Origin of the sequence: Marinicella sediminis (assembly GCF_002000055.1) — a bacterium.
GTDB lineage: Bacteria > Pseudomonadota > Gammaproteobacteria > Xanthomonadales > Marinicellaceae > Marinicella > Marinicella sediminis.
In genome coordinates this window covers 1-16,877 of record NZ_MVBD01000003.1, presented here as the reverse complement: position 1 = coordinate 16,877, position 16,877 = coordinate 1, and the positions used below count along the sequence as shown (strand labels likewise).

Annotated in this window: 11 protein-coding genes; 8 read left to right on the top strand and 3 right to left on the bottom strand. The window is 49.0% G+C overall.

The window, feature by feature from the left end; translation table 11 throughout:
• The first annotated feature begins 74 nt into the window (after nt 1-74).
• The 4 genes from B0475_RS04875 to B0475_RS04860 all read left to right on the top strand — a co-directional run bounded on the left by B0475_RS04875 (nt 75) and on the right by B0475_RS04860 (nt 6,499).
• Nucleotides 75-269, top strand: coding sequence for a hypothetical protein (locus B0475_RS04875; RefSeq protein WP_077410644.1), 195 nt, complete (start codon nt 75-77; stop codon nt 267-269).
• A 205-nt stretch (nt 270-474) separates the two neighbouring features.
• On the top strand, nt 475-3,993 hold the full coding sequence (locus B0475_RS04870; RefSeq protein WP_077410643.1) for an FG-GAP repeat protein: 3,519 nt from the start codon (nt 475-477) through the stop codon (nt 3,991-3,993).
• 215 nt (nt 3,994-4,208) lie between these two features.
• The gene (locus B0475_RS04865) at nt 4,209-5,951 is read left to right on the top strand and encodes an OPT family oligopeptide transporter (protein WP_077410642.1); all 1,743 of its coding nucleotides are present in this window, start codon (nt 4,209-4,211) and stop codon (nt 5,949-5,951) included.
• 11 nt (nt 5,952-5,962) lie between these two features.
• Nucleotides 5,963-6,499, top strand: coding sequence for a hypothetical protein (locus B0475_RS04860; RefSeq protein WP_077410641.1), 537 nt, complete (start codon nt 5,963-5,965; stop codon nt 6,497-6,499).
• A 62-nt stretch (nt 6,500-6,561) separates the two neighbouring features.
• On the opposite strand, the gene B0475_RS04855 is transcribed toward B0475_RS04860, so the two are convergent.
• Nucleotides 6,562-7,173, bottom strand: coding sequence for a hypothetical protein (locus B0475_RS04855; RefSeq protein WP_157892712.1), 612 nt, complete (start codon nt 7,171-7,173; stop codon nt 6,562-6,564).
• A 322-nt stretch (nt 7,174-7,495) separates the two neighbouring features.
• On the opposite strand from B0475_RS04855, the gene B0475_RS04845 reads away from it, so the two are divergent.
• Nucleotides 7,496-8,065: a hypothetical protein gene (locus tag B0475_RS04845; protein WP_077410638.1), complete on the top strand. Its 570-nt coding sequence runs from the start codon at nt 7,496-7,498 to the stop codon at nt 8,063-8,065.
• 201 nt (nt 8,066-8,266) lie between these two features.
• On the opposite strand, the gene B0475_RS04840 is transcribed toward B0475_RS04845, so the two are convergent.
• Complete coding sequence (locus B0475_RS04840; RefSeq protein ID WP_077410637.1) at nt 8,267-8,962, bottom strand: YjjG family noncanonical pyrimidine nucleotidase; 696 nt, start codon at nt 8,960-8,962, stop codon at nt 8,267-8,269.
• Complete coding sequence (locus B0475_RS04835; protein ID WP_077410636.1) at nt 8,959-9,939, bottom strand: NAD-dependent epimerase/dehydratase family protein; 981 nt, start codon at nt 9,937-9,939, stop codon at nt 8,959-8,961. Before B0475_RS04835 ends, B0475_RS04840 begins: the two co-directional genes overlap by 4 nt.
• An 87-nt stretch (nt 9,940-10,026) precedes the next feature.
• Here B0475_RS04835 and B0475_RS04830 point away from each other — a divergent pair, with 87 nt between their 5' ends.
• The 3 genes from B0475_RS04830 to B0475_RS04820 all read left to right on the top strand — a co-directional run bounded on the left by B0475_RS04830 (nt 10,027) and on the right by B0475_RS04820 (nt 15,939).
• Entirely contained in the window at nt 10,027-11,370 is a 1,344-nt protein-coding gene (locus B0475_RS04830) for an MATE family efflux transporter (protein ID WP_198538119.1), read from the top strand.
• A gap of 227 nt (nt 11,371-11,597) precedes the next feature.
• Entirely contained in the window at nt 11,598-14,480 is a 2,883-nt protein-coding gene (locus tag B0475_RS04825) for a ribonucleoside-diphosphate reductase subunit alpha (protein ID WP_077410634.1), read from the top strand.
• A gap of 289 nt (nt 14,481-14,769) precedes the next feature.
• Entirely contained in the window at nt 14,770-15,939 is a 1,170-nt protein-coding gene (locus B0475_RS04820) for a ribonucleotide-diphosphate reductase subunit beta (RefSeq protein ID WP_077410633.1), read from the top strand.
• Nucleotides 15,940-16,877 lie beyond the last annotated feature (938 nt).

The following is a 16,877-nucleotide window of genomic DNA, read 5'->3' as shown; positions in this document are numbered from 1 at the left end:
TGGCCGCTTTCACTTTTGTCCAAGCAAAACTGAATGAAGTCCCAAAATCATACCTAATATGAGTGGAACCAAGCATGAACAAGCATGACAAAATCACCCTGCAATGTGCAGATTGTGATCACAAATCCAAGAAGACCCTGAAATGGCTGGAGAACGCACACACCCTGGTGTGCGCTCACTGCAAAGCCGAACTGGACATTGATGAAGTCTATAACGACGTGATGACCAGTGACCAAGAACATGGACTCTATGTGGTTTATCAGAAATGACTGAACCGGGCCAGTCTTCTCCCATAGACTGGCCAACATGTGGTTCTGAACCAATGGTTGAACCAGACTGACCAGTCAGTGGTTGCCGTCCCGGTTCACCAGTTCGTTCTGCCGCATGGCTCTTACATACCGGTATTGAAATACAAATCAGTGGTCAATCATGAGGTATAATGGACAGAGTTTCTAAAACAAGGAGTTTTATCACATGAAGTGTTTCATTTACCTGACCATCACATTTTTAAACATTCACCATGATGCAGTTGCCAGCCTGGATGAGCTGCGCCCGCCTGTGGTCAGCGACCAAAAATGGCAATCCCTCAAATCAGCAGTTCAGGAAGCCAAGCTGTTACCAACACCAGCAGGTTTTGGTGGGCAAGCTCTTGAGTTTGGTTATTCAGTATCACTGGATGGTGACCTTGCCTTGATTGGGGCTCCGGAAATGGCAGCCAGTGGTGCGGCAGTTATCATGCGGTTTGATGGACAAAACTGGTCACAAGAGGCACAGCTTATTCCCGAAAACGGTGTTGAAAATGAGCGCTTTGGTTCATCGGTGAGTTTATCAGGCCATCGCGCCTTGATTGGATCATATGGTGACAACGTGAGTGGGGTTGCTTCTGGTTCGGCTTCTGTTTATGAATTTGATGGCAGTGAGTGGTTATTGGTACAGAAATTAACCGCAAGTGATGGCGAGCAGTCAGATTCATTTGGTTATTCCGTGGCTTTGCACGGAAGTACTGCACTGATTGGTGCATACAATGATGATGACAATGGAAATGGCTCAGGCTCAGCCTATGTGTTCGGGTTCAATGGAAGCAGTTGGGTTGAATCACAAAAACTGACAGCCAGTGATGGGGCAGCGGTTGATTATTTCGGCAAATCAGTGACCATCGAAGGAGATCGGGCATTAATTGGTGCCACACATTTTGGGCACCTTGTGTCTGGTTTTGGTTCAGCCTATGTGTTTGACAAGGTCGGTGGTGTCTGGACCGAATCACAGAAACTAACCCCGGGTGACGGACAAATCAATAATCAATTTGGGCATGCTTTGAGCTTGTCTGGTCACTCAGCCTTGATCAGTGCTCCGGGTCACAACGAACTCGGTGAAGATTCCGGTGCTGCCTATGTGTTTAATTTTGATGGCAGCAACTGGGCGGAAACTCAAAAATTACAGGCCAGTGATGCCTACCAGGGTGACCATTTCGGTTCTTCTGTAAGCATCACAGGCAACACGCTGCTGGTTGGCGCACATCTGGATCACAATGCCGGTTCGGCATATCTGTTTGAGTTTGATGGATCTGACTGGCAAGAAACCGATCATTTCAGGAGTCTTGACAGCAACGTCCATGATCGTTTCGGACATTCTGTCAGCCTGTCTGCTGACAGAATTCTGATCGGCGCATTCCAATACCATGAAGCAGGTGTCAGTTCTGGTGGGGCTTTGGTGTTTGAACACAACGGTACTGAATGGGCAGAAACCTCACAACTGTTGGCTGGTGACGGTGCTGCCAGAGATGTGTTTGGTACATCAGTCAGTATATTTGGTCAACGTGCACTGGTGGGTGCTCCTGCCGACGACAATGGTGGCCGGAATTCAGGTTCTGCCTATATTTTTGACTTCAATGGCAACGAATGGATCAACACCCATAAATTATTGACCAGTGATCATTCTGAACAAGATGGTTTTGGTGGTGCTGTCAGCCTCTATGGCAACACAGCGATGGTTGGGGCAGACAATAAAAATGTTCAAGGTCTCAGAAAGGGGGCTGTTTTTGTGTTCGAATTTGATGGTTCCAGTTGGACTGAAACTCAAATGCTTGAGGCCAGCGATGGCGCCTTTGATGACAAGTTTGGCAATGCTTTGAGTGTGCACCATGACCGGGCAATGATCGGAGCTTATTTTGATGATGACAATGGGTTTGCATCGGGATCTGTTTATGTCTTTGATTATGATGGAACGAGTTGGTCTGAAACAGACAAATTGACAGCTACCGATGGAGGGGCATACCAAAACTTTGGCAAAGCCCTGGACTTAGACGGCCAACGCCTCATCATCGGAGCTCCTGGAGATGATTCAACAAACTCAAACGCTGGTGCTGTCTATGAGTATCAGTTGGACAACCAATCCTGGACCATCAAACAAAAACTCACCTCAAGTGATGGCCAAGCAAATCAATTTTTCGGCAGTTCACTCAGTCTTTATCAAAACAGACTCCTCATTGGTGCAACTGGTGATGATGATCGTGGATTTGGGGCAGGAGCAGCGTTCATTTTTGACCATGATGGCACGACTTGGACTGAAACAAGCAAGTTGCAAGGTTTGGACACCGCTTCAAGAGATCGTTTTGGTACTGCTCTTAGTTTATCGTCAAACCTGGCCCTCGTGGGAGCTCCAAGCGACAGCGACAATGGCGCATATTCAGGAGCGGCTTACACATTCAGGTTCAATGGTGCCAACTGGAGCCAGGAAGAAAAACTCATTCCTGTTGACAATTCAACCTTTGACAACTTTGGCAACGCCGTGAGCCTCTCAGGAGACCTTGCTCTGGTGGGAGCTGTTTGGGACGATGACCACGGAACCGATTCAGGTTCAGCTTATATCTTTGACCTGCTTACAGATTATGAAGTCATTGTTAGCGTTACCGGATTGGCTACCGGCAATTCGATCTCACTCAACAACGATGATGATACATTGACCATTTTGGAAAACAATACCCAAACCCTGTCGACTTTGCATGACGGCAGTGATTATGATGTCATGATCACAACCCAACCCACCACCCCCAACCAGTTGTGCAGTTTCATCTCTGCTGCCAGCGGCACCCTGAATGGCGCGGATGTGGTGATTCAGGTTCAGTGTGTGACCATGCAATACACCGTGAGCGGCACTGCCACAGGACTGGCTGCCGGCAATACCGTGGTGTTACAAAACAACCTGGCCGACGATTTAATCGTTTCCGACAATGGCGGGTTCACTTTCCCAACCCCGCTGGATGATGAATCCACATATGCCGTCTCAGTACTGACCAACCCGGACAACCCGAATCAATCCTGTGAAGTCACCCAGGAGTCAGGACAGTTGGCCGGAGCGCCGGTCAGTGATGTGCTGATCAATTGCGTGACCGAGTCTTATACAGTTGGCGGTCAGGTCACAGGCCTGGAAGCTGGCAATTCGCTCACGTTATCGCTCAATGATGGTGAGCAATACCTGGTGGTTGATGGCAATGGTGTGTTTCATTTCAGCAACCCGCTGGAGGATCTGAGTGGCTACACCACTTCGGTCCACACCACTCCTGACACGCCCAGTCAAAGCTGTCTGATCAACAACGCCAGTGGCATTATCTCTGGCGGCCCGGCCAATGATATTCAGGTGAATTGTGAGGTTGACCGGTTTTTCATTGGAGGCTTTGTGGCCGGGTTAATTGCTGACAATAATCTGGTGGTACAAAACAACGGAACCGACCAGCTGTTGGTCATGTCTGAAGGGCCCTTTGTCTTTGGCACACCACTGGAAGATGAGGCAGACTTTGCCGTCACCATCATGATCCAGCCGGATGACCCGCTGCAAGACTGTGAGCTGTTCAATGACACCGGCACCCTGGCTGGCGATGACGTGGACAACATCTTCATCAGTTGCGCCTTCGGAGATGATCTGATTTACCGCCATGGATTTGATGACCCGAATCCAATCAATCAAACCACCTGGGAACCTGAGCTGACACAATAAACACCACAAGGAATGAAGCCTGCCTTCATCACACAGATGAGAGCAAGCAAAGTCCCATTCATGTCGGGACCCCGTCCCGACTCAATAAACGACTTCGCGAAGCCGGTTTACCAGCACAGCTGGTAAGAAGGGAAGCAAGGTACTTCAGCTGTGCTATAATTTTTTGCCAACCAGGCCTCAGCGGCCTGATAACAACAATTCTACGGGAGCTATTTATGTCTGATCAGCAGGTCACTGCAACAGGCCCAATCACGCGTGGCGCGTATCCGGAACTGACGCCGCACGCGGTGATTGTGGGTTATTTTCTGGGGGTCATCCTGGCCGTCTCCATTGGTTATGCTTCATTGAAGCTGGGCTTTTCCATTGAAGGCTCTGAACTCGCCGCCATCCTCGGCTTTGGTATCCTGCGGGGCATCATGCGCCGCCGTTCAATCATTGAAAACAACGTGGCCCAAACCGTGGCCTCAGCGGTCAATGGTGCGTCATCGGGCATGATGTTTTCGGTACCCGCGATCTTCATTCTGGGTTATGCCACTGAGTTCAATCCTTATGTACTGACTTTTGGAGCAATAGCCGGTGCGTTTCTGGGCATCGCTTTCATCATTCCATTGCGTAAACAGATGATCGATTACGAACGGCTTACCTACCCTGGTGGGGTGGCTGTGGCCTCGATTCTGAAATCACCAGGTGCTGGCATCAACAAAGCCATGTTGTTACTGGGCGCCATGCTGGTCTCTGGATTGGTCCACCTGATCACCATCTATTACGATGTACATGACTGGAGGCTGTTTCATCAACTCGGTTTGCCAGAATACCTCAATGGAACCTGGTATTTGTCATTGATGACCATTGGTGTGGCATTCATCGCCGGACGGGGCGGGTTGGCCTTCATCATTGGGGGTTTTGTTTGCTACTGGATCATTGCGCCATTACTGGACATTACTGGCATGTTCCCAGTCAATGAGGCCGGACAAGCCGTCACTGACCCTAACCAACTGCGCCTGATGTTGTTCCGCCCAACTGGTATTGGTATGTTGATCGGTGGTGCCATTGTTGGCGTCCTGTTTGCATTACCACTGATTAAATCAGCGGTTAAATCCATGCAATCATCGGCCAAGAGTGAAGCGGCCATGAGTAAAGATGAATTACCCATTAAACTGTTGTATTTCGCAGTGGCCGGCGCAGCCGTACTGTTGTGTGTGATGGCCGTGACCTCGACTCAGGAAGTGGGCATCGTTCGCGGTCTGATGATGGCCGTTTTGGGCACTTTATGGATCTGGATGGCCGGCATCATTTTGTCAGAAGCCATTGGCCGGACCAACTGGTCACCTTTGTCTGGCATGACACTGATTGCCGTCACCCTGTTGATTATGATCACCCAAACCTTTGGCGGTATGAGCACTGGCTCAGCCATCGTGGCTGCTGTTACGGTGGGTGCTGCTACTTGTGTGGCGATGAGCCAGGCCACCGATCTGATGCTGGATATGAAAACCGGTTATTTGGTGGGTGCCACCCCCAGAAAACAACAGCTGGGCCAATTCTTTGGCGCCTGGCTGGGACCCATCGTGGTCATCATCCTGATCTTCACCCTGGACAAAGCCTTCGGGTTAGGTGGTGATGAGTTTCCTGCACCACAAGGTCAGGCCCTGGCATCGATGGTTCAAGGCATCACCGGCGGTGACGTACCGACTGAAAAATACATCGCTGGTGCTGTGCTCGGCGGACTGTTGTCCTTGCTGCAAACCGGCCTGGGTATCACCGTGGGCCTGGGTTTCTACCTGCCATTCAACATCGTACTGACCTACGCCATAGGTACTTTGTTGCGGGAAATTGTTGACCGCACCAAAGGCAAGCCCTGGTCCGAATCCAAAGGCATTCCAATAGCTGCCGGACTGATTGTGGGCGAAGCCCTGGTTGGCGTGGGCAACGCCGTTTACGTCATTGCCACAGCAGGATAAGGAGAAAACATATGAAAAACATGGCATTTATTTTAGTCATCCTGTCCTTCCTGGCAGGTGCATTTTTGGCCTCTTTGGACGAGCGGGCAATGAACTGGACCTATTTCATTCCGGTGATGCTGGTCGGTTTTATTGGCGCATTCATCTATAAAAAAGAATCCAGTGCCGCCGCCAAACATGGCGATTTACTGCAGAACAACAAAAAAGTTCTGATCGAATCACTGGATAATTTACTGACCAACCTGGAAGCCCTTAATGGCCGCAAAGACAAAGTGCCCACTTATGAAATGCGCTTTGAAATTGACAAACTGTTCCGTGCTGATCTGATGAATTTCGCCGAAGCCAGGGAGTCAATGAAACACCTGTTTGGTATTCAGGATTACGCCGACATCATGTCCAGCTTCGCCGCCGGCGAACGCTACATCAACCGCGTCTGGTCGGCCTCCACAGATGGTTACGTCGATGAAGTGATGTTGTACGTGGAAAAAGCCCTGTCTCAATTCGAACACGCCAAAGAAGAATTTGACACGGCTTTGAACAAGGCTTAAACAAAAGGCCCTGGCAGTAAAAAGGCCGCTTTGTGCGGCCTTTTTTCATGGCTCCTTGATGATTATTTGCCGCTGTTATGCAACTTGGTGACATGCACGATGGGTGCAGCAAGGATTAAAAAGGAGTCACCTTTCACATTACAAGCCCCAACAATGCCATGCAAGTTATATGGTTCACCATTGGCTTTGAATTCATTGTCTATGAAATTGAGAATATAATCTCTGGGTCCGTAAAAATGGACCGAACCGCCAAAAGCATAACCCCCGTCTGTCACACCGGGTGTCCACCCTTCCCAGTTACACGCCCTGGGATCCAAACCATTGCTGTCCAACTCTTCTGTGGCCGTTGGTGGACTGAAGGGTCCGCCATAAACAGAATGGGAGTAATAGTGGGTCAATTCATTTGAACCCGGCACGCCGGTGGGCTCAGAGTACAGGTATTGCAGGCTGGCGGAATTGATGTATTCGGTGCCTCCGCTGGTCACGATGTATTTGGCGGCGTATTCATGCATGTATTTATAGGCTTCCTGTTCCCACAATAATCCGCTGTACTCACGTGGCCAACCATTCGAATAGTTTCTGTCCACATAATTGGCCACAAACCGGTCGAGTGCCGCTGAACCGACTCCTGTTACCATCATCATCGCTGCCGTTAAGGTTAATTTTTTATTCATCGTAGTCTCCTTGAAATATTTGATTTTTTTGACTTTTATCCTGATACCTTCTGATGAATTTTGAGTTCCGGACTCCTGGTATCAAAGTCCCGTCATGGATAAGCTCAGTTTGCTTCGTTTCATCATCTCTACCAAGCTTCACCTTAATAAACGAAATAAATGCAGAAACCTTGTCAGGATCTCTGTTATGACTCTTCCACTCAACCGGTTCCATTTTCATTGTCATAGGCTGACACTGAACTGATCTGAGCTCACTTTTTTGCACACTTAATGGTTTATAGATATACTGAATAAAACAATAATGAATAACGGGGTAACAATCATGACAGTTTCTTTGCTGCAGCTTTGGCTGCCAATTGTATTAGCCGGGGTGTTTTGCTGGATAGCCAGCGCACTGATTCACATGGTCATCAAATACCACAATGCCGACTACAAACCGTTGGACAACGAAGATCAGGTGTCCGATGCTTTGCGTGCCGGTAATCCGAAACCAGGCTTGTATACCATGCCACACTGTGCTGACATGAAAGACATGAATGGCGAGGCCATGCAAGACAAATTCAAGCAGGGGCCGGTGGCCATGATCAGTGTATTTGACAATGGCATGCCACCCATGGGTAAGTTGCTGTTACAACAGATCATGCACTTTTTTATCGGTGCGCTGCTGGTGGCTTATGTGGCTTGTTTGGTACTGACAGCAGGAGCTGACTACATGAGTGTATTCCGCCTGGTGATGGCAGTCAGTTTTCTGGCATATGGTTATGGTGTGATACCTTTTTCCATCTGGTATGGCCATCCATGGTCAAACACAGCACGGTTTCTGTTGGATGCCCTGATTTATGCTGCCGTAACGGCTGGTACTTTTGCCTGGTTGTGGCCTGCTGCCGGCTGAAGCCGTCACTCCATCATCCTGTTGAGCTAAAAACCCATGAGCGTTGACTTCAGTCAACGTTGGGTTTTTGGCTCGCCATGTCCGAGTTCATACAAATCACTTTATCATTCAATTAACTGATGTCATTGCGAGGGCGCGCAGCGACTGTGGCAATCTCATATTCACTTGCCAGATTATGCTGCTCAAAAGTGACCCGTCAAATTAAATTCTCTGTAATTGCAACACATCCAATAGCTCACCAAAATGATGAATTTCGTGATCATGGTCTTCAAAATCATGGGGTACGCCCCGCAGATTAAACCAACAGGTTTTCATACCAAAGCCGGCCGCGCCCTGGATATCACAACGGTAATTGTCACCCACCATCAACACCTCTTCGGGTTGAGCCCAGTTCATCTGCTCACAGGTGTGAGCAAAAATCTCAGGGTCTGGTTTGGCCACTCCCAATTCTTCAGAAATCACCAGGGCCCCGAAATGCGCCCTGATCGGGCTGTTGGCCAGGCGTGGTTTTTGTACCCTGGACAGCCCATTGGTGATGATTGCCATCTCACAGTGATCAGTCAACTGCTGTAAAGTTTCACTGACATGATTCAATAAAAACTGACAGTTGGCCAGCTCATCCAGGTAGTGATGACTGAAATCCTGTACATCGGCCTCCTGGCCCACAAAAGCAAATAATTGTTCGGCCCTTTGTTGTTTCAATTCAGCAATGCTGATCACTTTATTGTCCAGCTGTTGCCACAAAGTGGCATTCATCCGGCGGTAAAAATCGAGCAAGCCATCGGGGGTGGGCATGGCGAAATCTTTAAGGGTGTTAAGCAAAGCGGTGGCCTCTGCCTGATCAAAATCAAACAGTGTGTTATCGGCATCAAAAATCAGCTTTTGGTATCGGCTCATGACAATATGCCTCGCTCCTTCAGGTTCTGCCTGATGTCTCTCAAGGTGTCAGCCAATGGGGTGATCTGATAGCCCAGTTCGTCTTTGGCTTTCTGACTTGAGGTGCTGTATTGATGGGAGATGATTTGCAAAGACTCAGGCGTCAGGTCAGGTTCTTTGCCGGTCAGATAACCGAGTGTTGACTGAACTTTGGCCGCCAGTCTGATCAATGGCATCGGCTTATGGCGACGGGTTACCTGCAGAGCAAAACTGTCAGCCACCTGATCAATGAAGCCAGCAAAATCGAGATTATGACCACCAAGGATGTAATTGTCTCCAGTCCGGCCATGTTCAGCAGCCTGAATACAGCCCCGGGCGACATCACGCACATCAACAAAGGACCCTGCGCCGACCGGAACCGTGGGTAGTTCATCTTTGATCATCATCTTGAACAGACGGATCCAGTTGTGCTGATCATCCGGACCAATGATGTGAGTGGGATTCACTATCAGGGCATTCAGCTTACTGGCCTTCTCCCTGATCATCTCTTCGGCCTGGGATTTGGTTTTCACGTAATTTACCCGGCTGCTGAGACCTTCCTGCGGAGTCTGTTCGGTAAGTTGCATCAGCCCATGATGGTCAACACCATAAGTGGTGATCGATGACACATGCACCCAGCGTTTGGCCTGGCGCTGTTCAGCTGCAGCCATCAGGTTTTCAGTGCCCTGCAAATTGGTGCGGGTTTGGCGGGGGTTATTCTTGCGCCAGGTGTTGGTGTCTGCTGCGGTATGAAACAACACATCGATCTGGTCTGGCAAAGCCGCTTTTAATGAGTGGGCATCCAGCAAATCTGCCGTCACGTAGTTCACCCCATCAACGGCATTTTCTGGTAAGCTTCGACACATGGCAGTTACCTGCCAGCCTGCAGCGGCGAGTTGCTGACACAGATGTCGGCCAAGAAAACCGGTTGAGCCTGTCACAAATGCTGTTTGAGCCATGGTTGATCCTTCCGCAAAAACAAAATCACAGTTTAATCGATTCTGTTACACATAGAGAACAACAACGGGTAAATAATCATGGAAGCGATGCCTTTCAAAAGACACCTCAGTCAAACCATCAAATTATCGACGCCATTGATCATCAGTCAGATCACTGTGGTGGCCATGACTTTTGTGGATACCGTGATGGCGGGCCGGTTGGGTTCAGTGACCCTGGCAGCGGTCGCCGTAGGCAGTTCATTGTGGGCCACCGCGATCCTTTTTGTGTTCGGTATCCTGATGGCCATCCCGCCAGTGATCTCAGAAATGGATGGTGCCAACAAACGCCACAAAATCGCCCCGTTTTTTCGTCAGGCCATGTGGCTGGCATTCATTCTGGGCTTGTTTTTTACCGGGGCGATCCTGGTGATGGACCCCTTGTTTGCCTTGTTTAACACCCAGGCAGAGGTGATTCCTGAAGCTGAAGCTTATCTGCATGCCCTCGCCTGGGGGGTGATGCCGTTGTCATTTTTCGTGACCTTCCGGTATTTGGCCGATGGTCTGTCAGTGACCAAAACCACCATGTACGTCTCCTTTCTTGGACTGCTGCTGAACATCCCTTTGAACTACATCCTGATGTTCGGCAAACTGGGCCTGCCCCAATTAGGCGCACAGGGTTGTGGTTACGCCACCGCCATTGTATTGTGGGTACAAATGATTGCTTATGTGATCATCACCCATAAACACAAAGTGATGGGTTCGCTGCACATTTTCAGCCATCTGGCCAAACCCGACTGGAATGAAATCTGGCGCTTTTTCCGCCTTGGATTTCCGGTCGGTATGTCCATGTTTGCTGAAGTGGGATTTTTCTCGGTGATCACCTTGTTGGCTTCTTCACTGGACACCGACACAGTGGCTGCCCACCAGATCGCTTTGAACTTTTCGTCCCTGTTATTCATGGTGCCACTGGGCTTGTCCATGGGCATCACCATCCGGGTAGGTAATGCGGTCGGTCGCAACAACCCCATTGACATCAAAAATGCCGGTTTTTACGGTGTCGGCATGGTGCTGTTCACCCAACTGTTTTCCGCCACCATAACGGTGTTGTTTGCCAGTCAGATTGTCGGCCTGTACATCGATGATGCTGCGGTGGCAACCATCGCAGTGAGCCTGCTGTTTTATGCCGCAGTTTTTCAGTTGTCTGATGGCATCCAGGTCGCTTCAGCCGGTGCTTTGCGGGGCATCAAGGACATGAATTTCATCATGTTCAGCAACCTGTTTTCCTTCTGGCTGCTGGGCTTTGCCGCCTCCTGGTATCTGTGTTTCGAACGGGGTATGGGAGCCGAGGGACTGTGGATTGGAATCATTGTCGGCCTGACTGCTGCAGCCGTACTGAACACCTTGCGATTCAAAGCCAAAACACAAGCCAAAATGGTTCCGCCAGGTTCATGACAGATGTTCAATTTTGCCTAAATCTGACCCTTAGTTTGCGCAAAAAATGAGGTTAATTTGCTAAGTCATTGATATTAGGATGACGGAAAAATTTAGCCGATTTTATCCTTGCCAGTCACTGAAAATTTAAGATATTATCTTGTGTTGAGAGAGAGTAGTTCGGGAAGATTTGTGCCAGTGCGTGGCGCAAAACTTAACATTAGCCATCAGTGAAATAATCCAGGAATATGCAGCATACAGATCAAGAGTCCAAGTCCGGCAACGACGTTCAGAGTGCCGATCCCAAAGCAAGCAAATCCGAGTCCCAAGAGACCATCAACAACACTTCAAAATTCAACGTCATCCGTCGCAATGGTCAGGTAACTGCATTTGACGGGTCAAAAATTCAGGTCGCCATGACCAAGGCTTTTCTGGCTGTCGAGGGCGGGCAAGCCGCGGCGTCCAGACGGGTCAGAGAAACCGTAGAACAACTGGCCGACCAGGTATACATGGCTTTGTTCAGACACATGGACGATGGTGGCACGGTTCATATTGAGGACATTCAGGATCAGGTTGAACTGGCAATGATGCGAGCTGGCGAACACAAAGCCGCCCGTAATTACGTACTCTACCGCGAAAAACAAAACGAAAAACGAGCCAGGGCCAAAGCCCGGGCTGAAAAGAATGAGCCTGAAGCTGCCGCCAACGAGGAAGTCCTGCATGTGATTGATGCCGACGGTAACCGCAAACCATTGGACATGGCCCGCATTGAAACCATCATCACCGAAGCCACCCGTGGGCTGAAAGGCGTGACCAAAGAACTGATCATCAAAGACGTACGCCGCAATCTGTTTGATGGCATGGCAGAATCTGATGTCAATGCATCGGTCACCATGTCAGCCAGACAACTGATCGAAAAAGACCCCAACTATTCCCATGTCACGGCCCGCCTGCTGATGGATGGCATCCGTGCAGAGGCGCTGAGTTTCATCAACGGTGAACCCACTGTGGCCACTCAGAAAGACATGCAGGAAATCTACCCGGATTACTTCGGAAAATACATCCAACGTGGAGTTGAACTGAATCTGCTGGATTCAGAACTGACCCGCTATGACCTGCCCAGACTGGCCGCAGCGATCAAACCCGAACGAGATAAGAAATTCACTTACCTCGGCCTGCAAACCCTGTTTGACCGCTACTTCATTCACATGGGCAAAACCCGCATTGAATTGCCACAGGCATTTTTCATGCGCGTCTCCATGGGCCTGGCCATCAATGAGATTGACCGCGAAGCCCGGGCCATTGAATTCTATGAACTGCTCAGTTCATTTGATTTCATGAGCTCCACCCCAACTTTATTTAACTCAGGCACCCTGCGTCCACAGCTGTCCAGCTGTTACCTGACCACCGTACCTGATGACCTGGATGGCATTTTCAGCGCCATCAAAGACGATGCCCTGTTGTCCAAATACGCAGGTGGATTGGGCAATGACTGGACCCGTGTTCGTGGGTTGGGCTCACACATCAAAGGCACCAATGGTGAATCACAGGGTGTGGTACCCTTCCTGAAAGTCGCTAATGACACCGCCGTCGCGGTTAACCAGGGCGGTAAGCGCAAAGGAGCGATGTGCGCCTACCTGGAAACCTGGCACATTGACATGGAAGAGTTTCTTGAGCTGCGCAAAAACACCGGTGATGACCGGCGTCGAACGCACGACATGAACACCGCCAACTGGATCCCTGATTTATTCATGGAACGGGTTGCCAAAGACGAAAGCTGGACGCTGTTTTCGCCTGAAGAAGTGCCTGAGTTACATGAACTGTATGGCAAGGCCTTCAGAGAGCAGTACGAACAATACGAACTAGCCGCTCAAAACGGCGGAATCAAAAACTTCAAAGTGATCAAGGCCACTGATCTGTGGCGCAAGATGCTGGGTATGCTGTTTGAAACCGGCCACCCCTGGATCACCTTCAAAGACCCTTGTAACATCCGTTCACCACAACGCCATGCCGGTGTCGTGCACTCATCCAATCTGTGTACCGAAATCACCCTGAACACTTCAGATGCCGAGATCGCGGTGTGCAACCTCGGTTCAGTCAACCTGCCACATCATGTAACCGATAAAGGCATTGATCACAAGAAACTGGAAAAAACCATCACCACGGCCATGCGCATGCTGGATAACGTGATTGATTACAACTTCTATTCAGTACCTCAGGCCAGACGCTCCAATCTGAAACACCGTCCGGTTGGTCTCGGCTTGATGGGCTTCCAGGATGCCCTGTACAGCCAGGACCTGGCCTACGCCACCGAAGCAGCCATTCAGTTTGCTGATGAAACCATGGAAGCGGTGTCCTACTATGCCATCCAGGCATCCAGTGATCTGGCTGCAGAGCGTGGCACGTACCCTTCTTATGATGGCTCACTGTGGTCACAAGGCATTTTGCCAATTGATTCGGTCCAAATGCTTAAGGAAGAACGCGGTCAATTCATTGAACAAGACCAAAGCAGTACCCTGGACTGGGACACCCTGCGGGATAAAATCAAAACCCAGGGTATGCGCAACTCCAACACCATGGCAATCGCTCCGACGGCCACCATCTCCAACATCTCAGGGGTTTCTCAATCGGTCGAACCGGTTTACCAAAATCTGTTTGTTAAGTCCAACCTGTCCGGAGAATTCACCGTCATCAACCCATACCTGGTAGAAGACCTGAAAAAACTCGACATGTGGGATGATGTGATGGTCAACGACCTGAAATATTTTGATGGCAGTGTACAGCCCATCGATCGCGTCCCGGAAGAACTGAAAGCCAAATACGCCACCGCCTTTGAAATTGATTCCAGGTGGTTGGTGGAAGCCGCTTCACGAAGACAAAAATGGATTGACCAGGGTCAGTCACTGAACCTGTACATGGTTGAGCCTTCCGGTAAAAAACTGGACTCACTGTATAAACTCGCCTGGGTGCGTGGCCTGAAAACCACCTACTACCTGCGTTCGATTGGCGCCACCCATGTTGAGAAAAGTGTCGATTCAAGTTCGAACCAGGCCCCACAAATTTCCGAGCCGGGATCAGCAGCACCAAAAGCCTGCTCCATCCTCGATCCGGATTGTGAAGCCTGTCAATAAAGTCAGCGACCAGATGGGGTATCCTCATCTGGTCACTTCAATCAGCTGACCTTTTTCACAAACAAACGAAGGTCCGCTGAATATACTACGGACTGGAAACAGCTCGTGTGATTGGCCGGTGTATTGACACCAGCCTGCATGAAACCAACAAGCGATGTTCACACCCTGGCCGGTAACCACTGGACTGGAAACCTGAACACGTAAACAAATAGTGTGTGTAAGCGCTGGGATGGACCCATGCGTATTAGACTGAATCATTGAACCGATTATTTTAGGAGCTAAAAAAATCATGATGAATTGGGACGACCCGTTGGGCGTTGGCAAACCAAAAGAAGATGCCAAACAACCACCTGCGACTGAGCCGGCCAAAAAGCCAGCAGCTGAAGTCAAAAAACCTGAACCGGAAACCCTCAATGTGACCCCGGAAAACACATTGAACAATGCCTCCAGTGGTGTGGAACCGGTACGGGCTGAAGACAAACGGGTGATCAACGGACTGACCGATGTGAATCAGCTGGCACCGTTCAAATACCCCTGGGCGTGGAAGTTCTTCCTCAACGCCAATAAGAATCACTGGACGCCACTGGACATCAACATGACCCAGGACGTACATGATTATAACAAAACCCTGACCGAAGACGAAAAACACGTCTATCAGAACGTGCTGTCCTACCTGACCACGTCTGACATCCTGGCGATGCGTAACATTGGCCTGGCAGTGATGGAAAAAATGTCGGCTCCCGAACTACAAATCTACCAGGCCCGACAGGTCTATGAAGAAGCCCTGCACACCTGGACCTACCAGCACTGCATCGAGACCATTGGCCTCGACCAGGGGGAAATCTACAACCGCTACCGCGTGGTTCCGGAGATCAACCAAAAAATTCAGGTCGCCAACCGCCGCCTGAACAGTGTGTTGCGCCCCAACATCGACCTGAATGACCGCGACGAACTGGAAAACTTCGTGCTGGCCTACATGTTCTTTGGCGCGATCTTCGAAGGCTGCTGGTTCTACAACGGCTTCAGCCCAATCTTCGCTTTACAACGTCGTGGCCTGATGAAAGGCACCGCCGAACAGCTGCAATACATCATGCGTGATGAGGTGATGCACGCCTCCTTCGGTATCCGCGTGGTCAAGCAAATCATCGAAGAAGAAAACGTTAAACTGGACCCAGCCAAAATCCGCGAGATGTGGGATGAGTCAGAAGCCGCTGAAATCGGTTACGCCAAATACCTGCTGCGCCGCCCTATCCTCGGCTACTCAGCCGAAGACCACTCAGAACAGTTCCGCTACATCGCCAACCGCAGAGCCAGACAACTGGGCATTGAAGAACCCTTCCCAGGCGCCGAATGCACCCTGCCCTGGCTGGACGAACAATCCAACCTGAGAAAAGAAAAGAACTTCTTTGAAACCCGTGTAACGGAATACCAGACCGGTGGTGCGTTGAGTTGGGATTAATCAATTTCCCCCCTGACGCGTCAAGATCGATGAGATTTACGTCAAAGTATGTGAGATTTTAGCGTCAATCTTAATGAGATTAATAGGCCTTGCATTATATTGCAGGGCCTTTTTTTGGGTATATATCGTAATGGGATGCATAAAATGAGATTAGAGCCCTAATAAATGAGATTATTGGGATACATAAAATGAGATTAAAAGACCAGGCGCGTCTCGATTTATGAGATAAAAGTCATTTACCTTGAGTTTATTGGTTCAAGATAAATGAGCCTACAAGGCTTGAATTTATTATTCAGGCCTTTTTTGCGGACAAAAAATCAAACTTGTTAGGACTGAACTTACTCAAAATTCTTTTGGTGTTTTTCGAATTCAATCATTTTATTATTGACTTAGATGCTGAATACCTAATCTGTATTGATAACTATCTGTAACAAATGAATCTACTCCACTATCTATCAAAACCTTACTTATTACGATAGAAAACATGATTATTGACAATCCATTAATTTCACTGATATGGATCTTTGATAAAAATTCGTTTTCTTCACCCTTGGGATGAGTAATACCTGCTCTAATACGTGAAATTGACCTTCCTGGATCTAAATTAAATTTCTTCAAGAAGAATCGTTTTAATTTATTATTAATTAATTCAGATCCAAATTTCTCTATTGGAAATAAAAACTTTGAGTCTGTCTCATTGTATTCCTTACTTATTGACTCGAATTGAGCACATAGGAGTATGTAATCACCATATATATCCCTAATATTTACCCATTCCCCTCTATGTTGAACCATAGTGGACAATACATTTACATTGTATTGACCCCTACCCAGAAACAGTACCAGCCAAAACTAGAGATTTCTGACTCTTTCTCTGTTGTTGACAAAACTCCTTGGGGGTGAGATTTGACAGCGATGAATGTGGTCGGAACTCGTTG